Annotated in this window: 20 protein-coding genes; 11 read left to right on the top strand and 9 right to left on the bottom strand. The window is 43.6% G+C overall.

Annotated features, from left to right (window positions below):
- Nucleotides 1-122: 122 nt before the first annotated feature.
- The 4 genes from KFO40_RS02675 (at nucleotide 123) to KFO40_RS02660 (ending at nucleotide 4,983) form a co-directional block, all read left to right on the top strand.
- Nucleotides 123-509, top strand: a complete 387-nt coding sequence (locus KFO40_RS02675; protein ID WP_008640713.1) for an START-like domain-containing protein — start codon at nucleotides 123-125, stop codon at nucleotides 507-509.
- Nucleotides 510-585: 76 nt separating this feature from the next.
- Nucleotides 586-2,484, top strand: coding sequence for an LptF/LptG family permease (locus KFO40_RS02670; protein ID WP_032841814.1), 1,899 nt, complete (start codon nucleotides 586-588; stop codon nucleotides 2,482-2,484).
- Nucleotides 2,485-2,489: 5 nt separating this feature from the next.
- Nucleotides 2,490-3,707, top strand: coding sequence for a bifunctional 3,4-dihydroxy-2-butanone-4-phosphate synthase/GTP cyclohydrolase II (locus KFO40_RS02665; RefSeq protein ID WP_004309056.1), 1,218 nt, complete (start codon nucleotides 2,490-2,492; stop codon nucleotides 3,705-3,707).
- Between the two features lie 82 nt (nucleotides 3,708-3,789).
- Nucleotides 3,790-4,983 carry a pyridoxal phosphate-dependent aminotransferase gene (locus KFO40_RS02660; protein WP_004306402.1) on the top strand — a complete coding sequence of 398 codons (1,194 nt, stop codon included), beginning with the start codon at nucleotides 3,790-3,792 and terminating at the stop codon, nucleotides 4,981-4,983.
- A 255-nt stretch (nucleotides 4,984-5,238) separates the two neighbouring features.
- Here the strand turns inward: KFO40_RS02660 and KFO40_RS02655 are convergent, their stop codons facing one another.
- Entirely contained in the window at nucleotides 5,239-5,409 is a 171-nt protein-coding gene (locus KFO40_RS02655; RefSeq protein ID WP_002559159.1) for a DUF362 domain-containing protein, read from the bottom strand.
- Between the two features lie 180 nt (nucleotides 5,410-5,589).
- On the opposite strand from KFO40_RS02655, the gene metA reads away from it, so the two are divergent.
- From metA to KFO40_RS02635, 4 genes are all read left to right on the top strand, one after another.
- Nucleotides 5,590-6,507 (top strand): homoserine O-succinyltransferase, encoded by a 918-nt coding sequence (gene metA / locus KFO40_RS02650; RefSeq protein ID WP_008640718.1) that lies wholly within the window; start codon nucleotides 5,590-5,592, stop codon nucleotides 6,505-6,507.
- Nucleotides 6,504-8,333, top strand: a complete 1,830-nt coding sequence (locus KFO40_RS02645; protein WP_004314572.1) for a peptidase U32 family protein — start codon at nucleotides 6,504-6,506, stop codon at nucleotides 8,331-8,333. Before metA ends, KFO40_RS02645 begins: the two co-directional genes overlap by 4 nt.
- Before the next feature lie 203 nt (nucleotides 8,334-8,536).
- Nucleotides 8,537-9,493, top strand: a complete 957-nt coding sequence (locus KFO40_RS02640) for a zinc ribbon domain-containing protein (RefSeq protein WP_008017684.1) — start codon at nucleotides 8,537-8,539, stop codon at nucleotides 9,491-9,493.
- A gap of 36 nt (nucleotides 9,494-9,529) precedes the next feature.
- Nucleotides 9,530-10,048, top strand: a complete 519-nt coding sequence (locus KFO40_RS02635; protein ID WP_004314570.1) for a GNAT family N-acetyltransferase — start codon at nucleotides 9,530-9,532, stop codon at nucleotides 10,046-10,048.
- 532 nt (nucleotides 10,049-10,580) lie between these two features.
- On the opposite strand, the gene KFO40_RS02630 is transcribed toward KFO40_RS02635, so the two are convergent.
- The 6 genes from KFO40_RS02630 to KFO40_RS02605 all read right to left on the bottom strand — a co-directional run bounded on the left by KFO40_RS02630 (nucleotide 10,581) and on the right by KFO40_RS02605 (nucleotide 19,350).
- Nucleotides 10,581-13,046 carry a TonB-dependent receptor gene (locus KFO40_RS02630; RefSeq protein ID WP_192923072.1) on the bottom strand — a complete coding sequence of 822 codons (2,466 nt, stop codon included), beginning with the start codon at nucleotides 13,044-13,046 and terminating at the stop codon, nucleotides 10,581-10,583.
- Nucleotides 13,047-13,281: 235 nt separating this feature from the next.
- Nucleotides 13,282-13,884: a response regulator transcription factor gene (locus KFO40_RS02625; protein ID WP_087319009.1), complete on the bottom strand. Its 603-nt coding sequence runs from the start codon at nucleotides 13,882-13,884 to the stop codon at nucleotides 13,282-13,284.
- A 16-nt stretch (nucleotides 13,885-13,900) separates the two neighbouring features.
- A complete protein-coding gene (locus KFO40_RS02620; RefSeq protein WP_009040625.1) occupies nucleotides 13,901-15,550 on the bottom strand; it encodes an NAD(P)/FAD-dependent oxidoreductase in 1,650 nt (549 codons plus the stop codon).
- Nucleotides 15,551-15,630: 80 nt separating this feature from the next.
- Complete coding sequence (gene radA, locus KFO40_RS02615; protein WP_015531323.1) at nucleotides 15,631-16,998, bottom strand: DNA repair protein RadA; 1,368 nt, start codon at nucleotides 16,996-16,998, stop codon at nucleotides 15,631-15,633.
- 11 nt (nucleotides 16,999-17,009) lie between these two features.
- Nucleotides 17,010-18,209: an ATP-binding protein gene (locus tag KFO40_RS02610; protein ID WP_008025260.1), complete on the bottom strand. Its 1,200-nt coding sequence runs from the start codon at nucleotides 18,207-18,209 to the stop codon at nucleotides 17,010-17,012.
- Nucleotides 18,210-18,312: 103 nt separating this feature from the next.
- Nucleotides 18,313-19,350 carry an asparaginase gene (locus KFO40_RS02605; protein WP_008025258.1) on the bottom strand — a complete coding sequence of 346 codons (1,038 nt, stop codon included), beginning with the start codon at nucleotides 19,348-19,350 and terminating at the stop codon, nucleotides 18,313-18,315.
- Between the two features lie 401 nt (nucleotides 19,351-19,751).
- On the opposite strand from KFO40_RS02605, the gene thrA reads away from it, so the two are divergent.
- From thrA to thrC, 3 genes are all read left to right on the top strand, one after another.
- On the top strand, nucleotides 19,752-22,187 hold the full coding sequence (thrA, locus tag KFO40_RS02600; RefSeq protein ID WP_004315263.1) for a bifunctional aspartate kinase/homoserine dehydrogenase I: 2,436 nt from the start codon (nucleotides 19,752-19,754) through the stop codon (nucleotides 22,185-22,187).
- Nucleotides 22,188-22,288: 101 nt separating this feature from the next.
- The gene (locus tag KFO40_RS02595; RefSeq protein ID WP_004315262.1) at nucleotides 22,289-23,497 is read left to right on the top strand and encodes a cofactor-independent phosphoglycerate mutase; all 1,209 of its coding nucleotides are present in this window, start codon (nucleotides 22,289-22,291) and stop codon (nucleotides 23,495-23,497) included.
- A 127-nt stretch (nucleotides 23,498-23,624) separates the two neighbouring features.
- Nucleotides 23,625-24,926, top strand: a complete 1,302-nt coding sequence (gene thrC, locus KFO40_RS02590) for a threonine synthase (RefSeq protein ID WP_015531327.1) — start codon at nucleotides 23,625-23,627, stop codon at nucleotides 24,924-24,926.
- A gap of 172 nt (nucleotides 24,927-25,098) precedes the next feature.
- On the opposite strand, the gene KFO40_RS02585 is transcribed toward thrC, so the two are convergent.
- Nucleotides 25,099-25,725 carry a thiamine diphosphokinase gene (locus tag KFO40_RS02585; RefSeq protein ID WP_004315260.1) on the bottom strand — a complete coding sequence of 209 codons (627 nt, stop codon included), beginning with the start codon at nucleotides 25,723-25,725 and terminating at the stop codon, nucleotides 25,099-25,101.
- On the bottom strand, nucleotides 25,722-26,330 hold the full coding sequence (pnuC, locus tag KFO40_RS02580; RefSeq protein WP_004315259.1) for a nicotinamide riboside transporter PnuC: 609 nt from the start codon (nucleotides 26,328-26,330) through the stop codon (nucleotides 25,722-25,724). Before pnuC ends, KFO40_RS02585 begins: the two co-directional genes overlap by 4 nt.
- Nucleotides 26,331-26,340 lie beyond the last annotated feature (10 nt).

Below are 26,340 nucleotides of genomic sequence, written 5' to 3'. Positions count from 1 at the left end.
CCTATAAACAGGGAGTTTGAGGTCCGATAATGAAAGAATAATTAAATAAAGTGTCTGATTTATGCGATGTATTTAGAAAAAAGTATTTATCTTGGCACACGTAAAAACAATTCGAAATTGCTATGAAAAAGGAAAAGATTCATTTGGAGTATTTATTGAATGCAACGTCTAAAAATATTCTTTGGTCAGCTATAAGTACACCGACCGGGTTGGAGGACTGGTTTGCCGACAAAGTTATTTCTGACGATAAAATAGTAGAGTTTCATTGGGGGAAGACAGAGCTGAGGAAAGCAGAGATTATTGCCATTCGCTCTTTCTCTTTTATCCGCTTCCGTTGGCAGGATGATGAAAACGAGCGCGATTATTTTGAAATCAAGATGACTTATAATGAGCTGACTAGTGACTATGTGTTGGAAATTACCGATTTCGCAGAGCCGGATGAAGTGGATGATATGAAAGAATTGTGGGAGTCACAAGTAGCTAAATTAAGAAGAACTTGTGGTTTTTAGTTAACTTTCAACTAAAAATTTTCGATGCTCCTTTTTTTGTGCTAATTTTGCATCCTAATTGCACGAACCTATTAAGATGCTACGCATAAAGAAATTAGATATATTCATCGTAAAGAGTTTTTTGATGCTCTTTATTGGTACATTCTTCATCTGTCTGTTCATATTCATGATGCAGTTCCTGTGGAGATATGTAGACGAATTGGTCGGAAAGGGATTGGAGATGAGCGTAATGGCTCAATTCTTCTTTTATTCCGCATTAACATTAGTGCCGGTATCGTTGCCATTGGCAGTGCTACTGGCTTCTTTGATTACTTTCGGTAACTTTGGCGAGCGTTATGAATTGCTTGCGATGAAAGCCGCAGGTATTTCTCTCCTTAAAATCATGCGTCCGCTTGCTTTCTTCGTTTGCGGACTTGTCGGTGTCTCATTCTATTTCCAAAATGTAGTAGGTCCTATCGCCCAGGCTAAGCTGGGAACCCTGATCCTTTCGATGAAACAAAAATCTCCGGAGTTGGACATTCCGGAAGGAGTTTTCTATTCTGAAATCAAGGACTATAATTTAAAGGTAGCTAAGAAGAACCGGAAGACCGGTATGCTATATGATGTGCTGATTTATAGTATGAAAGATGGCTTTGAGAAAGCACGTATTATATATGCTGATTCCGGGCGTTTGGAGATGACCGCGGATAAACAGCATCTTTGGCTGCATTTGTATAGCGGAGATTTATTTGAGAATCTGAAAGCTCAAAGTATGAAATCGGAGAATGTACCTTACCGACGCGAGGAATTCAGGGAAAAACATACCATTATTGAGTTTAATTCCGATTTCAATATGGTTGACGGTGAGATTATGGGTAAGCAGTCCAGTGCTAAGGACATGGCGCAGTTGCAGAGTTCCATTGACTCAATGACGGTTGTGGGAGACAGTATCGGACGACAGTATTACAGGGAAGTGGCAGAAGGAAATTTCCGTCCTTCTTATGGATTGACAAAAGAAGATACGATCAAAATAGAAAAGGCGGATATTTATGAATATAATGTAGATAGTCTTTACGAAGTAGCCTCTTTAACGCAGAAACAGAAGGTGATTTCTTCTGCTGTCAGTCGTGCGGAGAACGTGGCTAACGATCTTGGGTTCAAGAAATTCACGATGGAGAACAATGATTATAGTATTCGAAAACATAAGACGGAATGGCATAAGAAGATAACGATTTCACTTTCTTGTCTGCTGTTCTTCTTTATCGGAGCTCCGTTGGGCGGTATTATCCGTAAAGGAGGTCTGGGAATGCCGGTCATCGTATCAGTGTTGGTGTTTATCATTTATTATATCATTGATAATACAGGATATAAAATGGCCCGCGACGGTAAGTGGATTGTTTGGATGGGGATGTGGACAAGTAGCGCAGTCCTTGCCCCGTTAGGAATCTTCCTTACTTATAAATCGAATAAAGACTCTGTGGTGCTTAATGCAGATGCTTATATCAACTGGTTTAAAAAGATTGTGGGAATTCGTAGTGTGCGCCATATATTTAAGAAAGAAGTGATTATTCATGATCCTGATTACGCACGTCTGACGGGTGATTTGGAACAACTTTCGGCAGAGTGTAAAGCGTATGCCGCCAGGAAACGATTGGAAAAAGCACCGAATTACTTTAAGTTGTGGATGGCGAGTGAGGATGATAACGAGGTGATGGCAATCAATGAAAAGCTGGAAGCGTTGGTTGAAGAAATGTCCAATACGAAATCTGCCACTTTGATCGGTGCATTAAACAATTATCCGGTTATTTCCGTTTCTGCTCATGTGCGCCCGTTCCATATATATTGGTTGAATCTGGTGGCCGGAGTCATTTTCCCTATCGGTTTATTTTTCTATTTCCGCATCTGGGCGTTCCGCGTTCGTCTGGCTAAGGATATGGAACGGATTATAAAGAACAATGAACAAATTCAATTCATCATACAGAAAATCAATAAATAAGTGTTATGAAAGAGACTATTAAAATGGATAGAATAGAAGATGCGATTGCCGACTTTAAAGAAGGCAAGTTTGTCATAGTAGTGGATGATGAAGACCGCGAAAACGAAGGCGACTTGATTATTGCAGCTGAAAAGATAACTCCCGAAAAAGTAAATTTCATGTTGAAACATGCACGTGGCGTACTTTGTGCACCTGTCACAGTGTCTCGTTGCAAGGAGTTGGATTTACCGCATCAGGTAAGTGATAATACTTCCGTGTTGGGAACTCCTTTTACGGTTACTATTGACAAATTGGAAGGCTGTACAACAGGTGTTTCCGCTTCCGACCGTGCCGCTACTATTCAGGCGTTGGCCGATCCGACTTCTACACCGGCTACTTTCGGGCGTCCCGGACACATCAATCCGTTGTACGCGCAAGAAAAAGGAGTACTTCGCCGTGCCGGACATACAGAAGCTACGATTGATATGGCTCGTCTGGCAGGACTTTACCCCGCAGGTGCCTTGATGGAAATCATGAGTGAAGACGGAACAATGGCACGTTTGCCCGAACTCCGTCAGATGGCAGACGAACACGGGCTGAAACTGATTTCTATCCATGACCTGATCGTTTATCGCCTGAAACAGGAATCCATTGTAGAAAAAGGAGTAGAAGTAAATATGCCTACCGAACACGGAAAGTTCCGTCTGATTCCTTTCCGCCAGAAATCAAACGGATTGGAGCACATGGCTATATTTAAAGGAACATGGAGTGAAGACGAACCGATCTTGGTACGTGTCCATTCCTCTTGTGCTACTGGAGATATCCTTGGCTCACAACGTTGTGACTGTGGCGAGCAACTGCATAAAGCGATGGAAATGATCGAAAAAGAAGGAAAAGGCGTGGTGGTTTACCTCAATCAGGAAGGACGTGGCATCGGTCTGATGGAAAAGATGAAAGCATATAAGTTGCAGGAAGACGGTATGGATACCGTTGACGCGAATATTTGTTTGGGACACCTTGCCGATGAGCGTGATTACGGAGTAGGCGCACAAATCCTTCGTGAACTGGGAGTACACAAAATGAGACTTTTGACAAATAATCCGGTGAAACGTGTTGGTTTGGAAGCATACGGATTGGAGATAGTAGAAAATGTACCTGTTGAAACAGTTCCTAATCCGTATAATGAACGATACTTGAGAACAAAGAAAGAAAGAATGGGGCATACTTTACATTTTAATAAGTAAATTGCCAATTTGTTTTCATATATCAAATATTATCGCTTATTTTGCAACGATTTTCACTCAACAACAATAAAATAGATACAAAATGAATCAATTATCAGATCGTTTGAACAGCTTGTCGCCATCGGCGACGCTTGCCATGTCGCAAAAGAGCAACGAGCTCAAGGCACAGGGTGTTGATGTTATTAACTTAAGTGTAGGAGAACCGGATTTTAATACTCCTGACCACATCAAAGAAGCTGCGAAAAAAGCCATAGATGATAACTTTTCTCGTTACTCTCCGGTACCGGGTTATCCGGCTTTGCGCAATGCTATTGTTGAGAAACTGAAAAAAGAAAACGGTCTGGAATATACAGCCGCTCAAATTTCGTGTGCCAATGGTGCCAAACAATCTGTTTGTAATACCATCCTTGTATTGGTAAATCCGGGTGACGAAGTCATCGTGCCGGCTCCTTACTGGGTAAGCTACCCGGAAATGGTGAAAATGGCAGAAGGTACTCCCGTAATTGTTTCGGCAGGTATCGAACAAGATTTCAAGATTACTCCGGAACAGCTGGAAGCAGCCATCACTCCGAAGACGAAAGCATTGATTCTTTGTTCTCCGTCTAATCCGACAGGTTCTGTATATACAAAAGAAGAATTGGCCGGATTGTCAGCAGTATTGGCTAAACATCCGCAGGTGATAGTAATCGCTGACGAGATTTATGAACATATCAATTATATTGGTGCACATCAGAGTATCGCTCAATTCCCAGAAATGAAGGAACGTACAGTGATTGTAAACGGTGTATCCAAGGCTTACGCTATGACAGGATGGAGAATCGGTTTCATTGCCGGTCCGGAATGGATTGTAAAAGCTTGCAACAAGTTGCAAGGTCAGTACACTTCAGGTCCTTGTTCTGTTTCTCAAAAAGCTGCTGAAGTGGCATATACAGGAACACAAGAACCGGTAAAAGAAATGCAGAAAGCATTCCAACGCCGTCGTGACCTGATTGTGAAGTTGGCTAAGGAAGTTCCGGGATTTGAGGTAAACGTTCCGCAAGGTGCTTTCTATCTGTTCCCGAAATGCGATGCTTTCTTTGGAAAGAGTAACGGCGAACGTAAGATTGCAGATTCGGATGATTTGGCAATGTACTTGCTTGAAGAAGCTCACGTGGCTTGTGTAGGTGGTGCCTCTTTCGGTGCTCCTGAATGTATCCGTATGAGTTATGCTACAAGCGATGAAAATATCGTAGAGGCTATCCGTCGTATCAAAGAAGCATTGGCTAAGTTGAAATAAGAGTTCACCGCAGATTACACAGATTGACACAGATTGACACAGATTGAAAAGAGATTGTCTGTCTGAAAAATATTAGATTAATACAATCATCCTTACTACAGTATGCAGTAAGGGTGATTTTTTGTTTAAGGAACTTCTTTGTATTTTTCTATCCGTTTGATTGTGAATTAATCTGTGTAATCTGTGGTGAAGAAAGAGCAATAAAAAAAGGCTGCCTTCCATAGAAAGCAGCCTATACTCTTTTTGTAACTTGTATTATTCAGCCGGGTGAATTGCTTCAGACGGACAAACGTCTGCACAAGTACCACAGTCAGTACATACATCTGGGTTGATAGAATAGATATCACCTTCAGAGATAGCTTCTACCGGACACTCGTCAATGCAAGTTCCGCAAGCAATACAATCGTCACTAATTACGTATGCCATTTTTCTAAGATTTAAATTATTAGTACTAATTTCTCCGGCAAAAATAAGGCTTTTATTGATTGGTTGTTATGCTTCTATGTTTAAATTGACTTAATTTGTACGTCTTCTAAATAAGCTACCTCCCTATAATCTGCTATATTTTTCGTATTTTTGCACTCAAATTACTAATATATAGCGATTATGCCTTTAAATTTACCCGATAAACTACCTGCGATAGAGCTTTTGAAGGAAGAGAATATTTTTGTGATCGACACTTCCCGCGCTACGCAACAGGATATTCGTCCGCTACGGATTGTGATTCTGAATCTGATGCCGTTGAAAATTACAACGGAAACAGACTTGGTGCGTTTACTCTCCAACACACCTCTTCAGGTGGAGATTTCATTTATGAAGATCAAGAGCCACACGTCAAAGAATACGCCGATAGAACACATGAAAACGTTCTATACGGATTTCGACCAGATGCGTCACGAGAAGTATGATGGTATGATTATCACCGGAGCTCCTGTAGAACAGATGGACTTCGAGGAGGTGACCTATTGGGATGAGATTACGGAAATCTTTGATTGGGCACGTACGCATGTCACTTCTACCTTATATATATGCTGGGCTGCGCAGGCCGGATTGTATCATCATTATGGAGTTCCTAAATATCCGTTGAAAGAGAAGATGTTCGGTATCTTTGAACATCGGGTATTGGAACCTTTCCACTCCATCTTCCGTGGTTTTGATGATTGTTTCTATGTGCCGCATAGCCGTCATACAGAAGTACGCAGGGAAGACATTCTGAAAGTTCCGGAATTGACGTTGCTTTCCGAATCGGAAGATGCCGGTGTCTATATGGCAATGGCACGGGGCGGTCGTGAATTCTTTGTCACGGGACACTCCGAATATTCTCCGCTGACACTGGACACGGAATACCGTCGCGATCTCGATAAAGGCTTGCCGATAGAGATGCCCCGCAATTATTATATAGACAATGATCCTGAAAAAGGCCCGTTGGTACGTTGGCGTGCTCATGCCAATTTGTTGTTCTCCAATTGGCTGAACTACTTCGTTTATCAGGAAACACCTTACAACATCAATGATATTAAATGATAAAGCAGCGTAAAATAGAACTTCTCGCTCCGGCGAAAAACCTGGAATGTGGCATTGAAGCTATCAATCATGGGGCAGATGCTGTATATATCGGTGCTCCGAAGTTCGGTGCCCGTGCGGCGGCTGTGAACTCATTGGAAGATATTGAAGCATTGGTGCAACATGCCCATTTGTATCATGCACGTATTTATGTCACGGTCAATACGATTCTGAAAGAAGAAGAGTTGAAAGAGACGGAGGAGATGATTCATGCACTTTATCGGATTGGCGTAGACGCGCTGATTGTGCAGGACATGGGGATCACGAAGTTGAATCTTCCTCCGATACCGCTTCATGCCAGTACACAAATGGACAACCGTACACCGGAAAAAGTAAAATTCCTTTGGGAGGCGGGTTTCCGGCAAGTAGTCCTGGCGCGGGAACTATCGTTGCGTGAAATAAAGAAGATACACGAAAATTGTCCGGAAGTGCCTTTAGAGGTATTCGTACATGGGGCACTTTGTGTCAGCTATAGCGGGCAGTGTTATGTCAGCCAAGCCTGTTTCGGCCGTAGTGCCAACCGGGGGGAATGTGCGCAATTCTGCCGGTTACCTTTTAGTCTGGTAGACGCGGACGGGAAAGTGATTGTCAAAGACAAACATCTGCTTTCTCTGAAAGATATGAATCAAAGTGATGAACTGGAGCAATTGCTGGATGCCGGAGCTTCCTCGTTCAAGATAGAAGGGCGACTGAAAGACGTTTCTTACGTGAAGAATGTAACGGCCGCTTATCGTCAGAAGCTGGATGCCATCTTTGCCCGTCGTCCGGAATATGTAAGGGCTTCTTCGGGTACGTGCAATTTCGAGTTTAAGCCGCAACTGGATAAGAGTTTCAGCCGTGGATTCACACATTATTTCCTGCATGGACGTGACAAAGAGATTTTCTCTTTCGACACTCCCAAGTCGTTGGGCGAGGAGATGGGGACTGTGAAGGAGATTCGCGGCAATTATCTGACGGTTGCGGGACTTAAATCCTTTAACAATGGAGACGGTGTTTGTTATATCGACGAACAGGGACGTTTACAGGGATTCCGCATCAACCGGGTGGACAGCAACAAACTATATCCGCAGGAAATGCCTCGCATCAAGCCTCGTACCACATTATATCGTAATTTCGACCAGGAATTTGAACGAGTGCTTTCCCGTAAGTCTGCCGAAAGGAAAATCGCAGTGCGAATGTTGCTTGCCGACCATCATTCCGGTTTCTCTTTGACATTGACTGACGAAGATGATAATAGCGTCACAATCACCCTTCCACGTGAAAAAGAGCCGGCCCGGACTCCGCAGACGGACAACCTGAAAACGCAACTGTCTAAATTGGGGAATACGCCTTTCGAAGCAAAAGAAATAGAAATCTCTTTTACCGACAACTGGTTTCTGCCGGCTTCGGTATTAGCCGATTTCCGCCGGCAGGCAATCGACCGGTTAATAACTGCCCGTCGAATCAATTACCGTCAGGAATTGTCGGTATGGAAGTCAACCAATCATGCTTTTCCACAAACGACGCTAACCTATTTGGGGAATGTCATGAATACTCGTGCAGCCTCTTTCTATCAGGAGCATGGGGTTCAACAGGTAGCAGCGGCTTACGAAAAAGAAGCGGTGGAAGATGCGGTACTGATGTTCTGCAAACATTGTTTGCGTTACAGTATGGGATGGTGTCCCATCCATCAACGGGTACGTTCACCTTATAAAGAACCCTATTACCTGGTGTCAAATGACGGCAAACGTTTTCGTCTGGAATTTGATTGTAAGAATTGTCAAATGAAAGTAAAAGCGGCTCAATGAGAATCATTATTCACAGTTTTCACCACAGAGGACGCAGAGGACACAGAGGATATAGTGGAGGTAACATCTTCACTCATTCTTCTGATACAGACTGTTTGAGTGTTTTTGGGAAAAAGTGTAGAAAGTTTTTCTCTTTACCTTCTTTACCCTTTTTACCCTCTTTATCCTTTTTATCCTCTGCGTCCTCTGTAGTGAAAATAGTGATGAAAACAGTGATGAACCTCCTACTATGTTTACTTTTGCTCTCATCTTGTTATTATAAAGCACCGGCTTTGGATTCGGAAGAACTGTCGAAGAAGACGAAAGACTCGTTGACTTACTTGTACGAACGGCATTATACATGGAATACAAACTTGGAAGTAGTCGATGATTCCATCTCTTTGGAGTGTCTTCCGATAAAAGATACTTTTATTCAGTTGAATAAAGGGGATAGGGTAGTGGTGGCAGAGTTTGCGGTTCACCCTGCCGATAGTGTAGACAGTGTTTGGGTGAAGCTGGCTCACACACAGGATGAACAGGGCTGGATACGTGAAAAAGAACTCAAGAAGTCATTTGTGCCGACTGATAGTATTTCGCAGGCCATTCATCTTTTCAGTGATACGCATGCTTCTTATTTCATTATCATCTTCGCTTTATTCGTCGGTGTATATCTGTTTCGCGCTTTTCGTCGAAAGCAGTTGCAGATGGTCTATTTTAATGATATAGATAGTGTTTATCCGTTATTTCTCTGTTTGTTGATGGCTTTCAGTGCAACGATTTACGAATCGATGCAGGTCTTTGTGCCGGAAACGTGGGAGCATTTTTATTTCAATCCTACTTTGTCGCCGTTCAAAGTTCCTTTTATTCTCTCTGTCTTCTTGTTGAGTATTTGGCTGTTTTTGATAGTCGCTTTGGCGGTGCTGGATGATTTGTTCCGACAGTTGACTCCCGCTGCAGCTATCTTTTATCTGCTGGGGTTGATGTCTTGCTGTATTTTCTGCTATTTCTTCTTTATCCTGATGACACATATTTATATCGGTTATCTGTTCCTTGCCTTTTTTATGCTGGTTTTTGCGAAGAAAGTCCATCGGAACATTGGGTATAAGTATCGTTGTGGGCGTTGTGGGGAAAAGTTGAAGCAAAAAGGTGTATGCCCCCATTGTGGAGCTATCAATGAGTAATTTTATTATCTGTTTTATTCTTGAATAACTTTTCAAATGATGGAAATCAGATCTACCGAAATAAAAGATCTCCCTTTAGTGATGGAGATTTATGACTATGCCCGTGCCTTTATGCGTGCAACCGGAAATACTACTCAATGGATTGACGGTTATCCTTCTGAAGTATTGATTCGTCAGGAAATTGAAGATGGACATAGCTTTGTCTGCATAGATGAACAGGGAGAAATCTTGGGGACTTTTTGTTTTATCTTGGGCGACGACCCTACTTATCAACAGATTTATGAAGGAACATGGCTCAATAATGAACCTTATGGAGTGATTCATCGGCTGGCAACGAACGGAAAACAGAAGGGGGTATCGGAAACCTGCTTGAACTGGTGTTTCGAACGTTGGCCCAATCTCCGGGTAGATACTCATCGGGACAATAAAGTCATGCAGCATATATTGACGAAGTATGGCTTTCAACGTTGTGGTATCATTTATGTAAAGAACGGTACAGAGCGTATCGCTTATCAAATGACGCGTGTGTCTGATGGAACAGAGAAACTTGCTTAATCGTGGTGGAGTGTAGTTGAAGTGTATTAGATGTAGACAAGATAATCTTAGATATAAGCAAACCAATAGGAAACTGTAGGTAAAGTAATGCCAGAGTACCGGTAAAGTTCCGTTAAGATGCCGGTATAGTTGTGTGAAGGTACCGCTATCTTTACCTTCCCACGGCCGTGGTGACTTCTTCTCACAGCCGTGACGAGATCTCTCCACGGCCGTGAAGAGAAGCTACCACAGCCATGGAAAGGTAAAGATAGCGTAGGGTTAAGAGAACAATGCCTATTGGATTAATTAAGTATAACGACTTTATAATGCATACTTCATAGAGGCATACGTTCTTCTATCACGTATTCCATGCCATCAATCTATAAGAGACAGGCTGACAATAAAAGTTCGAATCTTTTATTGTCAGCCTGTTTTTGGGTTATTGTCAGCACTTATTGTCAGGTGTCAATGACTTGATAATCATTGTTCTATATGGATGAAATCTTTAGCTGACAATAAAATGACTAAATAATATCTCTATGAGTGAAAATGATTAGAACCGGCAGCGGAGATCTACCCCAAATTGCATTGGGCGTCCTTTCTGCATAAAACCTTTGTTCATTGTTTCGAAATAGAAGGCGGCATATTCTTTATTCAAGAAGTTGCGTGCCCAGAAACTAATCATTGCGTCACCGATTTCCAGATTCGTTCTCCAGTTGAGTGTGCCATAGAAAGATTGGCTGACATCGTTTTGTTCAGTCCAGTAGATGCGTCCGGCAGCGTTATAATTAGCTTGGAATACAACCCGGTCGAAGATAGAACGCGGACTGCAGGTGATGGCGTATTCTCCTCCGATATTTAAGGTGTGTTTGGGGACGAAGGGAACATATTTGCCATTATAATCTGCAGTTACTTTAAAAGTGCCGTCTTTTTGCTCTTCGGTGATTACATAATCCGTAAAGGTGGCATACGTATATCCGTAACTGACATTCAGGCTAAGTTCTTTTGTCACACTGGCACGAAGGGCTGCTTCTGCACCATAACTGCGACTTTTTCCTGCATTGATCGTGATACGTCCCAGACCACTTTCTGCAAATTGGGAGAGTTGTTGGTCGCGGGTATCCATATAGAATGCTGCGACGTCGGCCCAAAGTCTGCCTTCCCATAAAGTAAGGTGGCTACCTGCTTCGTAGTTCCACGAATATTCGGGTTTGTAAGTGGTGGATGCTTTTACATCAATCTCTTTTGTAGGTACCATTTGGTTCATCATATTAATGATGGTTTTTCCCCAGGTGGCATCTTGCCCTATTGTCGGACTTTCTTTGATGGCATTCATCATCGAATTTTTCAATTCTGTTTGTGATAAGTCAGAGAACATCTGGATGTTATATCCTCCCGAACGATATCCCCGGGTGACGGTGGCATAAACGTTATTTTGATTCTTCCATTCATATTGAATAGCAAATTTGGGTAGGAGCTGTACATAATCAGTAGAGAGCTTGCCAACGAAAGAGGCAGGGGCTTTCATATTCTGATCAGACAAGTTTATTTGGTTGGGTCCCATAGCTAAGTGAAAATCAAAACCAAAATCAATAGGAGTGCTAAGAGAATTATACTTCATACTGATTTTCTCGTAATCGAGCCGGAGGCCGGCTGTAACGGACAGTCCTTCTATGAACAAGTTGTTGAAAGTAGACTGATGATAAAGTGCACCGCTAAGAGTCGGGGTGTCGAAAGTTCCTCCTACGCTTAAGGTCGGGTTGTGCACAGTCATTCCCATGGTGGGAGCTCCGGGTTTGGCAGATACTTCTTCAAAAGCTGCATTGGCGTTGTTTTCAATGACCGACTTCACTCCTTCTTCTTTAAACAAAACAGGTCCCGTAGTATGCAGCCATTGATAGAATCCGAAAGCTCCCGTAGCCCACTGCCATCTTTTTCCGGGTTTGGCTTTCAACACAATCTCTTCGGAAATGGTGTTTGCACGTTGCTTTTGCTCAATATTGAAAATATCTCTTTCTGTGAAATCCTGATCGAGAAACATACGGTCGTTCAGGTTCTGATAACCTGTCACGGCACTTAATATAAAGTTGTTGGCTTGATATTCGATGTTAACACCGGAGTTGAGCAATCCACGGCGGTAACTGCTGCGGTCGTTATATGAAATCTTACCGATATAATCTGCCCGGTCTTCTGTCATTTCTTTACCTTTTTCTTTCGCTTTAGCTATTGCACTGGGGGTAATCCCGGTATAGTAATACGGATATCCGCCCTGATCGCTATATTCATAGCTAAGGGCCATATCTATTTTCAGGTTCGAACTAGGCAGGTAAATACCACGGAAACGTCCGCCACCGGCATTGCTCTTGTCTACCTTTTCGTTGTTTCTTGCCGAATTTTCAAAGAAGCCACCTGTGTGTTCGTAGAAACCTCCGGTAGAAAAGGCGAAGCGGTCGGATGTCCGATGATAGTGGGTGAGTGACACATTATAATTATTGTAGGTCGCTGCTCCCATGCGGATATCAGTACCTTGATAAGTGAAAGGCGATTTTGTGTGCACTTTGATAAGTCCTCCCATCGTGTTACGTCCGTAGAGAGTGCCTTGTGGTCCGCGGAGAATATCAATACGTTCGATATCAGCATAGTTGAAGTCGAAAGCGGATTTGTCGATATAAGGGATGTTGTCTACGTAAAGTCCTACGGACGGAGTGTTGATACGTGAGCCGATTCCGCGGATATAAATGGAAGTGGTCAGTTTGGAACCATAATCGGGGATAAACAGATTAGGGACGATGCCTGTCAGGTTTTTCACAGAGTTCACCTGATTGGCGCGCATATTATCTTGCGATAAAACAGTGGCTGCCACCGGTAATTCACGCAACTTACGATTCTCTTTCGGAGTGGCAATCACTACCACTTCTTCGATGTCTACTATTTTTAGTGAGTCTTTCGGGAAATCTTCTGCCCATGCTGTACCTGTCGTCAGGAGCGTGAGGGCAATCATAAAATTCTTTCTCTTCATCTGCTGTTCATTTATCTGGTGCAAAGTAACGGCAAATATAGATGACGGTCAATCCTCATTTATTAGGATTTGTTTCACCACAGTTTTCACCACAGAGGACACAGAGGGTATAGTGAAGGTAACATCTTCACTCATTCTCTGATACAGACTGTTTGAGTGTTTTTGGGAAAAAGTGTGGAAAGTTTTTCTCTTTACCTTCTTTATCCTTTTTATCCTCTGTGTCCTCTGTGGTGAATCAGATTCGGTCCGCTTCTATATACCCGTTCATTACCGCATAAATAGTCAGTCCGGAGACGGACTTGATGCCTAATTTCTCTGTGATATTTTTCCGGTGAGTGATAACGGTGGTCAGGCTGATATTCAGTTTATCTGCTATCTCTTTGTTGATTAATCCTTTGGTTATCAGTACGAGCACTTCTATTTCACGGGAAGATAGAATCTCCTGATGAGGCTGCGCCGGAGGCATGGATGGCATGTCTTTCACCGGATAACCGTTGTGGTGGGCGTGTTGATGGAGTTTCAATATATTTTTCACCAACTCTTCCTCGGATTCATGGATGTTGAGTACAGGCACGCCGGACAGTTGGAATTGCGGACTATCGCTTGCCAATACAATTGTTTTTCGTTTCCGGGGGAGAAAGAAAGCATTGTGCTCCACATAAATCTGTGCGGAAATGAAATAATGGGCATACATATCCGGCGTATCGTCCATCAGTTCACTGAATTGATGGAAGGTGCGTATGGTTGCCATAGGAATCATTTCCTCCAGGATTCCTTTCAGGCCAAGGCAAGTAAGGGTGTTGGATTCAATGATAGCTATTTCGGGTTGATGATTCATTTTCATGTAGTTTTAGTTAACGATTGAAATAATTGGCTACCGCTTCCGCACACCGTTCTCCATCCACTCCGGCAGAAACAATCCCTCCGGCATAGCCTGCACCTTCTCCGCAAGGAAATAATCCGCGAACGGTTGTATGTTGCAATGTCTCTTTATCGCGTACGATGCGGACAGGCGAAGAAGTACGTGTCTCTACGCCGATCATCACCGCTTCATTAGTGAGGAAGCCATGACTGTAACGTCCGAATTGCTGGAAACCGAGAGATAATCTTTTGCTGATAAACTCCGGCATCCAGAAATGAAGCGGAGAAGAAATCAATCCCGGGCTGTAAGAAGATTCGGGTAAGTCGTAACTCAACTTCTTGCGGGTAAAGTCCTGCATACGCTGTGCCGGTGCTGTCTGCCTTCTGCCTCCTTGCAACCAGCATTGACGTTCCTGTTCTTCCTGAAAGTAAAGGGGAAGAAGTTGAGAATTGAGAGTTGAGAGTTGAGAGTTGTTTAGAGATGGGTTAAGAGCCAGTAGCTGTTCATTTCGTTGCGCAGCTAACTCTCCATTCTCCACTCTCCACTCTCCACTTATTAAATCTTCCGGTTGCACTTCCACCACCATGCCCGAATTGCTCCATCGCGAGCCACGATTAGAAGGAGACATTCCGTTCACTACCACTTGCTCCGGTCCGCTGGCAGCAGGAACAATGAAACCGCCGGGGCACATACAGAAGCTATACACTCCTCTGCCTTCAACCTGCGTGACGAAGCTATATTCTGCGGCAGGCAGATACTTGCCTCGTCCCTCCTTGTTATGATATTGTATCTGATCGATCAACATTGCCGGATGCTCCAAACGGACACCGACTGCAATGCCTTTCGCTTCAATCGCCACATGATTCGCAGCCAGCCAACGATATACATCTCTTGCCGAATGTCCGGTTGCCAGTATCACGGGTCCGAGAAAAATCTTTCCTGTATTTGTTTCGATACCTTTTACTTCGTCATTCTCGATAATCAGTGCCTCCATTCGTGTTTGGAAATGTACTTCTCCGCCACACTCGATGATGGTATTCCGCATATTTTCAATGACACGTGGCAACTTGTCTGTCCCGATATGCGGATGCGCATCTACTAATATCGCCGTAGAAGCCCCATGCTGGCAGAATACATTCAATATCTTATCTATATTCCCTCTCTTTTTGCTCCGGGTGTAGAGTTTTCCATCCGAATAAGCTCCTGCACCCCCTTCGCCAAAACTGTAATTCGATTCCGGGTCAACCGTGTGTTCCCTGCTGATTTGTGCTAAATCTTTTTTTCGCTCACGCACGTCTTTTCCGCGTTCGATAACAACGGGACGTAACCCCAGTTCGATGAGACGCAGGGCTGCAAATAGTCCGCCGGGACCTGCGCCCACGACAATCACTTGCGGCTTTCCCTCTACCTTATTATATATAGTATGCTCGTATTCATCATCTTTAGGCATCTCACGGATATATGCTCGTACCTTCAGATTGACGAAGATAGTCCGCTGCCGTGCATCGATGCTTCGTTTCAAGATTCGGGTAGCGGTGATGTCACGCAGGTTCAAACCTTTTTCTTTAGAAAGATATTCCTTTAGTTTCTGTTCGTTTGCTGCGATTTCGGGAAGGATGCGGAGTTGGTATTCTTGTATCATTTAGTTATTGTTGATATTATTTTTGACTATAAAATTGATAAAGCGGATCATTTATTTATCAGTGACTATTTATCAGTGCCCTATCCGAATAGAGCTCTGAATGCTTCCTCTACCTTTCTTACCGGCACTAATTCGATCTTCAGTTTCGTAGTGTCAATACCTTGCAGATTGTATTTTGGCAACAAGAACCGTTTAAAACCCAATTTCTCGGCTTCACCGATACGTTGTTCTATTCGATTCACAGGACGTATCTCTCCCGACAATCCGATTTCTCCCGCCATGCAAACTTCCGGTTCAATGGCTGCGTCCATATTGGAAGAAAGGATGGCACTGATAACCGGCAAGTCGATAGCCGGGTCATTCACCTTCAGTCCTCCGGCAATATTCAGGAACACATCTTTCTGTGCCAGCTTAAATCCGACACGCTTTTCGAGAACAGCCAGCAGCATATTCATTCTTCTTAAATCAAAACCGGTTGCCGAACGTTGAGGATTTCCATAAACAGCAGAACTGACTAAAGCCTGTGTCTCGATCAAGAACGGGCGGATCCCTTCGATAGCGGAAGCAATAGCTACTCCACTCATTCCCTCATGATCCTGACTAAGCAAAAGCTCGGAAGGATTATTCACCTGGCGCAACCCATCCTGACGCATTTCATAAATACCTAACTCTGCCGTACTGCCGAAACGATTCTTGATACTGCGCAGAATACGATACATATAATGCTGATCGCCTTCAAATTGAAGAACGGTATCTACGATATGTTCCAGCACTTTAGGTCCTGCAATACTTCCTTCCTTATTGATATGACCGATCAGCAACACAGGAGTATGCGTTTCTTTCGCGAAACGAAGAATAGATGCCGAACACTCTCTGACTTGCGCAATACTTCCAGGAGATGATTCGATACTCTCGGTGGAAATAGTCTGTATAGAGTCAATAATCACTAAATCGGGATTCGTATTCTTGATATGCACATAAATTTGTTCGAGCGAAGTCTCACAAACAATCAGGCAATCGCTGGAAGTATCAGAGAGACGGTCGGCACGGAGTTTAAGCTGCCGTGCACTTTCTTCACCGGACACATAAAGGATTTTCTTTTCCGGCATGTGCAGTACGGTCTGCATGACGAGCGTGGATTTACCGATTCCCGGCTCACCGCCTATCAGGACAAGAGAACCCGGCACAAGTCCGCCACCCAATACGCGATTCAATTCATCATCGTGCATATTGATGCGTGGCTCGTCGTCCGCTTCAATATCGCTAAGTGCCAGTGGTTTGGGTTTCTGTGTCTCAATGCCCGACACCGGACGGCGGTTGGTAGGTTCTTTCCGTACGATTTCCTCAACATACGTATTCCATTCTCCACACGACGGACATTTACCCACCCATTTCGGTGAATCCTGTCCGCAATTACTGCATACATATACGGTTTTCTCTTTTGCCATATTCTCTTTCTTTAATATAAAAATCCGAATGCCCAGAGTGGAATCTTATTTCCGGCCGAATATTCAATATCATCTGCGGCAATAAATGCTTGTTTACTGTTAGCTATCTGTTTCCCGTCTTTGCTTTTCCCGCCAACTTCTATTGTATATTTACTGTCTATCGTATAGTCTGCGCTACGCGTGCAATATTCCACACGATGTTGATAGGCGAGTTGGTTTACCATGAACACCTCTCTCAATGTTCCTTTGTTTACATCTTTAAAGGTCAATGCATAAAGCAGGTTGGTATTTTCCATATAAATCTTATCCGGTTTTTGTAACTTTTTGATAGAGTCATTATCCGAATAAAGAAGGTGGATTAATTTAGCTCTGTCCAGATACTGTAAATAGGCCAAAATAGTAGTACGTGAAAGTTCTGCCATAGCAGAGAGTTTAGTGATGTCCACCATAAAAGGCACTTCGGAGGAGAGGATTCCCAGCAGACTTTTTAGTTTTCGCACGTTACTGATGTCCACTCCGCATTGCTGGGGAAGTTCGATTTCGAGTATCAGGTTGGCTATATTTTCGATACGTGTGTAGTATTCCGCATTTCCTTCCAAATAAAAAGGATAGTATCCATGTTTCAAATAGTCTTCAAAATAGGCGAGGGGACGGCATTGGGAATTCACTTCATTACAAATTCCATCACTATTGTCCAATATCTCTTCCAGCGTGTAAGGGCGGATGTCAATCTGATGGTATAAATTCAGATATTCACGGTAGGATAGCCCTTGCATATTATATGATATACATCGACGAGACAAGTCGGCCTCCGCATTCAGCAGTTGGAGTAAGGATGACCCGGTGAATACTATTTTCAGTTCAGGAAACTCATCATATATATTTTTAATTTCCTTGCTCCATGACGGATATTTGTGCACTTCATCCAAAAACAGGCATTTACCTCCTTTCAGGTAAAACTGTTCGGCGAGTTCGCTAAGAGAATGCTGTGTGAAATACAGACTATCTAAACTTGTATATAAGGCACTTTGGCTATCATTGGCATAATGAAGTTTTAAGTATTGAAGCATTAAAGTTGTTTTCCCAACTCCGCGAGCTCCCCGGATAGCAATCAGACGGTTATCCCAATTGATTGTATTCATCAGGCTTCTGATATAGGTTGTGGAGGTAGCTGTTAATAACCTTTTGTATCTTCTGATTAGTGTATCCATATCTTTATTTGTTTTCTATGGAATACAAAAATAGACATAATTTGTTCAACGCGCAAAACAAATTCAGATAAAATCTGTTCAATGCGTAAAACAAACAGGGAATTTACAGAGTTATCTCTCCTGCCATCGAACGGTTCATCCGGTCGCGCACCTCGTCCGCTGTATATCCATGTCCCAATAAGAACATTAATTTCGTCACAGCAGATTCCGTCGTACTGTCATATCCGGAGACAACACCTGCCTGCAACAACTGGTAGCCCGTTTCATAACGTTCCATCTCTACCATTCCTGCGCTGCATTGCGTCACGTTGACAATCACAATTCCACGTTCGCTGGCCTGACAAAGCCGACGTATGAACCATTCCTTCCGGGGAGCATTTCCCGAACCGTATGTTTCGAGCACGACAGCCTTCAATCCGTCAATCCCCAGAATGGCGGCAATCACATTTTCCTGGATGCCCGGGAAGAGTTTCAGTACCACAACATTGGTATCTAGGAGATAATGAGGCTTCAATTCCCGCTCTTCACCATTTACGTGAATCTGCACATTATTATATTTGATATGGATTCCGGCTTCCGCCAATACCGGGTAATTGAAAGAACGGAACGCGTTGAAGTTTTCCGCATTCATCTTGGTTGTGCGGTTTCCCCGCATCAGATGATTTTCAAAGAAGATGCACACTTCCGGTACGAGCGCTCTCCCTTCCTTGTTTTGTGCGACGGCAATCTCGATGCTGGTCATCAGATTTTCCTTTCCGTCCGTGCGGAGTACACCTATGGGAAGTTGTGAACCTGTGAGGATAACAGGTTTATCGAGCCCTTCGAGCATAAAACTTAATGCAGAAGCAGTGTAAGCCATCGTATCCGTTCCGTGCAGGATGACGAAGCCGTGGTAGCGGTCGTAATTTTCATGAATGATGCGTACCAGCTTCCGCCACATATCCGGTTCCATGTCCGACGAATCCATTGGAGGATCAAACTGATAGGTGTCAATCGGGAAGTTGAACTTTTGCAGTTCGGGGATATACTTTTGCAGTTGCTCGAAGTTAAAGTTCTCCAGAGCACCTGTCGCGGCATTCTCGATCATGCCAATTGTTCCACCGGTGTATATTAGCAATACGGAAGTATTTAATGGATTCATAAGCTGATTTTGTGCGATTGTTTTCGCAAATATAATAATATATTTGATATATAAGTAGCAAAATGTCATAAAAGTAAAGGCGGATGACAGGACGAATAGAAGACGGAAGATTCTTTTTATCAGAAAAAAACCGAAAAAAGTGATAGATTGAACGTTTTTATTATTACTTTTGCGACACTTATCAAAAACAAGAGTAGAAACAAGGACTATGATGAAGTACTATCCACATACAGTCACATCCATGTGTACCATGACCCTTAGGGGTTAATGGATAGTTTTTGTGTATCTACGTGATTCACGCTTGTATAAGCAGGCAAAATTCAATTTCAATTTTATTCGTAAACAACCAATCGTTCTGTAAAAAGTAAACTGCAGGACATTGCATTTAAATAAGTATCTTCATGAAAGTAATGAAATTCGGCGGGACGTCCGTAGGTTCCGTGAACAGCATTTTAAGCGTAAAGAGAATTGTAGAGTCGGCAAGTGAGCCGGTAATTGTAGTTGTTTCCGCATTGGGAGGCATCACTGACAAATTGATAAATACATCAAAGATGGCGGCAGCAGGAGATTCAGCATACGAGGGCGAGTTCCGCGAAATCGTTTACCGTCATGTGGAGATGATTAAGGAGGTGATTCCTGCCGGAGAAAAGCAAGTGTCGTTGCAACGTCAGATTGGCGAACTGCTGAACGAGTTGAAGGACATCTTCCAGGGAATTTATCTGATTAGAGACCTTTCCGCGAAGACTTCGGATACAATCGTCAGCTATGGTGAACGCCTTTCATCCATCATCGTTACCGAACTGATTGACGGAGCAAAATGGTTCGATTCGCGCACTTTTATCAAGACCGAAAGAAAACATAGTAAACACACGTTGGATACTGACCTGACTAATAAGTTGGTGAAAGAGGCTTTCCAGTCTATCCCTAAAGTGTCACTGGTGCCGGGATTCATCTCTTCGGATAAAACGACAGGAGATGTGACGAACCTCGGACGTGGTGGCTCGGACTATACGGCTGCCATTATTGCTGCGGCTCTGGATGCGGCAAGTCTGGAAATCTGGACCGATGTAGACGGATTTATGACGGCTGACCCGCGTGTCATTTCAACTGCTTATACCATTACGGAATTGAGTTATGTAGAAGCGACCGAACTTTGTAACTTCGGTGCAAAGGTGGTTTATCCGCCGACTATCTATCCCGTATGTCACAAGAATATTCCTATTATAATAAAGAATACCTTCAATCCGGACGGAGTGGGAACGGTTATCAAACAAGAAGTTTCCAACCCGCAGAGCAAGGCTATCAAAGGTATTTCCTCCATCAACGACACCAGCCTGATAACTGTTCAGGGACTCGGTATGGTGGGGGTGATCGGTGTAAACTACCGCATCTTTAAAGCATTGGCTAAGAACGGAATCAGCGTATTCCTCGTGTCGCAGGCTTCATCGGAAAACAGTACTTCTATCGGTGTGCGTAATGCCGATGCCGACCTGGCTTGTGAAGTGCTGAACGAGGAATTTGCGAAAGAAATAGAGATGGGCGAGATTTCTCCGATTCTTGCGGAAAGAGATTTAGCTACTGTTGCTATCGTAGGCGAGAATATGAAACATACCCCGGGTATCGCCGGTAAACTTTTCGGTACGCTGGGACGCAACGGTATTAACGTAATTGCCTGTGCACAGGGAGCTTCGGAAACAAACATCTCTTTTGTGGTCGATTCCAAATCTTTGCGTAAATCCCTGAATGTCATTCACGACTCTTTCTTCCTCTCCGAATATCAGGTACTGAACCTCTTTATCTGCGGTGTCGGTACAGTAGGCGGCAGCCTCGTAGAACAGATTCGTTGCCAACAGCAGAAACTCATGATGGAAAACGGATTGAAACTCCATGTGGTAGGTATCATTGATGCTGCCAAAGCAATGTTCAGCCGTGAAGGTTTCGACCTTTCTAATTTCCGTCAGGAACTGTTGGAAAAGGGTAAAGACAGTAGTCTGCAAACCATCCGCGACGAGATTATCGGAATGAACATCTTTAACTCCGTTTTTGTAGACTGTACGGCCAGCGCCGATATCGCATCGCTTTACAAAGATTTCCTGCAACACAATATCTCTGTGGTAGCAGCCAACAAGATTGCCGCTTCTTCCGCTTACGAAAACTATCGTGAACTGAAAACAATTGCCCGCCAACGTGGTGTGAAATATCTGTTCGAAACAAACGTAGGTGCAGGTCTTCCGATTATTAACACGATCAACGACCTGATTCATAGCGGCGACAAGATTCTGAAGATTGAAGCAGTGCTTTCAGGCACACTGAACTACATCTTTAATAAGATCAGCGCCGATATTCCTTTCAGCCGTACCATCAAAATGGCACAGGAAGAACGCTACTCCGAACCGGACCCGCGTATCGACTTGAGTGGAAAAGACGTCATCCGTAAATTGGTGATTCTGGCACGTGAAGCCGGATACCGTCTGGAACAGGAAGATGTTGAAAAGAACCTCTTTGTCCCCAATGACTTCTTTGAAGGTTCTCTGGAAGATTTCTGGAAACGTGTTCCAAGTCTCGACGCAGACTTTGAAGCCCGCCGTCAGGTATTGGAGAAAGAAAATAAACACTGGCGTTTCGTTGCCAAACTGGAGAACGGAAAAGCCTCTGTCGGCTTACAGGAAGTAGGCGCCAACCACCCGTTCTACGGCTTGGAAGGCAGCAACAACATTATCCTGCTTACTACAGAACGCTATAAAGAATATCCGATGATGATTCAGGGATACGGTGCCGGCGCCGGAGTTACCGCTGCCGGAGTATTTGCCGACATCATGAGCATCGCAAACGTTTAATTAAATGAAGAACTAAAAATGAAGAATGAAGAATTACTATGCAGCGTAATGGTGCAGCCAATTCTTCATTCATCATTCTTCATTCTTAATTTTCAAAAGAAATGAAGCATATCATTATATTGGGAGACGGAATGGCCGACTGGCCAGTGAAGTCATTAGGGGACAAGACGCTCCTGCAATATGCGAAGACGCCATATATGGATCAGTTAGCCCGAATGGGGCGTAACGGCCGCCTGATTACCGTGGCGGAAGGTTTCCATCCGGGTAGTGAAGTAGCCAACATGTCAGTGTTGGGATATAATCTTCCGAAAGTGTACGAAGGTCGTGGACCGCTGGAAGCTGCCAGTATCGGCGTGGATTTGAAACCGGGCGAGATGGCAATGCGTTGTAATCTGATTTGTGTGGAAGGAGAAATTCTGAAGAATCACTCCTCCGGACACATATCTACAGAAGAAGCGGACGTATTGATTCAATACCTGCAAGAGAAACTGGGCAATGACCGCGTACGGTTCCACACAGGAGTCCAGTACCGTCATCTATTGGTTATCAAGGGAGGAAATAAAGAACTGGACTGTACTCCTCCGCACGATGTTCCTTTGAAACCTTTCCGCCCATTGATGGTGAAACCATTGACCCCGGAAGCACAAGAAACGGCAGACCTGATTAACGACCTGATTCTAAAATCACAGGAACTGTTGAAGAATCATCCGTTGAACCTGAAACGCATAGCTGAAGGCAAAGACCCCGCCAATAGTATTTGGCCCTGGAGCCCCGGTTATCGTCCGCAGATGACTACTTTCTCCGAAACTTTCCCGCAAGTGAAAAAAGGTGCGGTGATTTCGGCTGTCGATCTGATAAATGGAATCGGTTATTATGCCGGATTACGTCGTATTGTGGTAGAAGGGGCAACCGGCCTGTATAATACGAATTATGAAAATAAAGTGGCTGCTGCATTGGAAGCCTTGAAAACCGATGACTTTGTCTATCTTCATATCGAAGCCAGCGATGAGGCCGGACACGAAGGAGACATCGACTTGAAACTTCTCACTATCGAGAATCTGGATAAACGTGCCGTAGGACCTATCTACGAAGCAGTGAAAGATTGGGATGAACCGGTAGCAATAGCCGTATTGCCTGACCATCCTACTCCCTGCGAACTTCGCACGCACACTTCCGATCCTATCCCGTTCCTTATTTGGTATCCGGGAATTGAGCCGGACGAGGTGCAAACTTACGACGAAGTATCTGCCTGCAATGGTAGTTACGGTGTGTTGAAAGAAGACGAGTTTATTAAAGAATTTATGAAATAATGTTCACCGCAGATTACACAGATTCGCACAGATTTAAAGTGATAAGAGACTTTTGTATTATGTAATAATAGAGAAAATATCTGTGTAAATCTGTGTAATCTGTGGTGAGCACTAAAAATATCATCCCATGAAATATTATAGTACGAATAAACAAGCGCCGGTGGCTTCTCTACAGGAAGCAGTTGTAAAAGGTCTTGCAGCCGATAAAGGGTTGTTTATGCCTATGTCTATCAAGCCTCTTCCACAAGAGTTTTACGATACGATTGATACGTTGTCTTTTCAGGAAATAGCTTATCGTGTAGCCGATGCTTTTTTCGGTGAGGATATTCCTGCCGACACCCTGAAACAGATTGTATATGATACCTTAAGTTTTGATGTACCTTTGGTGAAAGTAGCGGATAACATCTACTCGCTCGAACTTTTCCACGGACCGACACTAGCCTTCAAAGATGTAGGCGGTCGTTTCATGGCACGTCTGCTGGGATACTTCATTAAGAAGGAAGGACAAAAGAATGTAAATGTACTGGTAGCCACTTCCGGTGATACGGGAAGTGCTGTGGCTAACGGTTTTCTGGGTGTGGACGGTATTCATGTATATGTGCTCTATCCGAAAGGAAAAGTCAGCGAAATACAGGAAAAGCAATTCACTACACTGGGACAGAACATCACTGCGCTCGAAGTGGACGGAACGTTTGATGATTGCCAGGCATTGGTAAAAGCTGCTTTCATGGATAAGGAACTGAATGAACATCTATCATTGACTTCTGCCAATTCCATCAATGTAGCCCGTTTCCTGCCGCAAGCATTTTATTATTTCTATGCATACGCTCAACTGAAGCGTGCCGGAAAAGCGGATAATGCCGTCATCTGCGTACCTAGCGGAAACTTCGGAAATATCACCGCAGGATTATTCGGAAAGAAAATGGGATTGCCTGTGAAGCGTTTTATTGCTGCCAACAACCGCAACGATATTTTCTATCAATATCTGCAAACAGGTAAATACAATCCCCGTCCGTCTATTGCAACAATTGCTAACGCCATGGACGTGGGAGATCCTAGCAACTTTGCCCGTGTACTTGATTTGTATAATGGTTCGCACGCTGCTATCTCTGCCGAAATTTCAGGAACAACTTATACCGACGAACAGATCCGTGAAACGGTGAAAGAAACTTGGAAAGAACATCATTATCTCCTCGATCCTCACGGAGCTTGCGGATATCGTGCATTGGTAGAAGGCTTGCAAGAAGGCGAAACGGGTGTATTCCTTGAAACGGCTCATCCGGCCAAGTTCCTTGAAACAGTGGAAAGCATTATCGGTGAATCAGTAGAGATACCTGCCAAGTTGCAGGAATTTATGAAAGGCGAGAAGAAGAGTTTGCAAATGACGAAAGAATTTGCAGATTTCAAGAGCTATTTACTTTCATTGTAGTCGGTCTTAATAGGTTGTTATACAGTGATCTATGAGGCGTTGACAGTCTATTGAAATGAAAGAAAGATTCTCACCGCAATGAGAAAAAGTTCTCATTACTATGAGTATTTTTTCTCGTCGCAGTGAGAATTTTTTCTCATAGTGATGAGAATGTTTGAGAATTAATATCGGTTTACATAGAAGCTAGAAACACTAAATACTCTCCCGTGCATTGAATGGTAAAACGATTGCTTGTAGCTTCATTAAGAGTTCCTTGCCACCAATTCGTAAAGTCGCTAAGCGGATAAACCAATCCTTCCCCTTTCAATCCTTTCGCTCCGAAATTGATAATGGAAATTTGCTGGCCTGTGTGAGAAACGAAAGTCTGCGTGCCGCTTGCCGGAATAAATACTCCGTAATCCGTAACGGTTCGTACTTCCATACCGCTTTTCATATAATCCAGCAGCAAACTGATATTTCCTAATGTGTGGTCTTCCCGTTTTCCGGTAGCACCGACGATGGCTATTCTCTGGTAGCCTTTTTCTTGCAGGAAGTGGACAGCCTTGGTTTGGTCGTTTGTTTCCTGATCGGCAATATGGTGAATAATGTCCGAAAAGCGTGTTTTGTTTTCCGGCGAAAGAGAGTCTCCGTCGCCAATAATAATATCGGGAGTATGTCCACGTAAGATATATTCGTTGGCTGCTCCATCGCAACAAACCACGAATTTAGCCTCTTCCAGTATTTTCAGGGGAAGCACATGCGTAGGATATTCGCCGTTGGCAAGTATGACGGCTTCGGGAGTATAGTGTTCACTTATCATTGTACGCTCATTAATTTTTTCCATTTAAAGTAGCCAAAGATAGCTATAATGGAGTAAAGTCCGTATAAAGCAGAAGTAAAATAAAGGTCTTTATAGATATAAAGTCCGCAGCAGACAATATCCACAAGAATCCAGGCAAACCATTGCTCGACGTATTTACGCGCCAGCATCCACATGCCGACAATGCTCAATGCCGTAGTAAAACTATCCAGCCAGGGCACGTTGCTGTCCGTATATTCGATCAGTATCCACGCAATGCCGATAAATGCAACAATAAATACCAGAAAAAGAGGTAAGTAACATTTCCATGGAGTATGCACGATAGGAAGGTCTTTGGGTTTGTCACCGATTGAAGCATCTGCTGACTGCTGACTTTTTTTCTTTCTGTGTCCCCACATCCAGAAGAACCAACCATAGATGGCAGCTATCAGATAGTAGATATTGATACCGAAATCGGCATACAGTCCTGCTTTGTAATATACGAAGATATAGATGGCAGGCATCACGATACCTGCTATCCAAAGGTAGATACTTGCCCGGTACTCCAACCAAAGGTAGACTAGCCCGACAATCGTACCGAATATTTCCAGAAAATTCAATTCCATAGCCCTGTGG

Source organism: Bacteroides sp. 1001302B_160321_D4 (assembly GCF_015667765.1).
GTDB classification, from domain to species: Bacteria; Bacteroidota; Bacteroidia; order Bacteroidales; family Bacteroidaceae; genus Bacteroides; species Bacteroides xylanisolvens.
The sequence above is the reverse complement of the archived record's forward strand: the minus strand, read 5'-3'. Positions and strand labels throughout refer to the sequence as shown.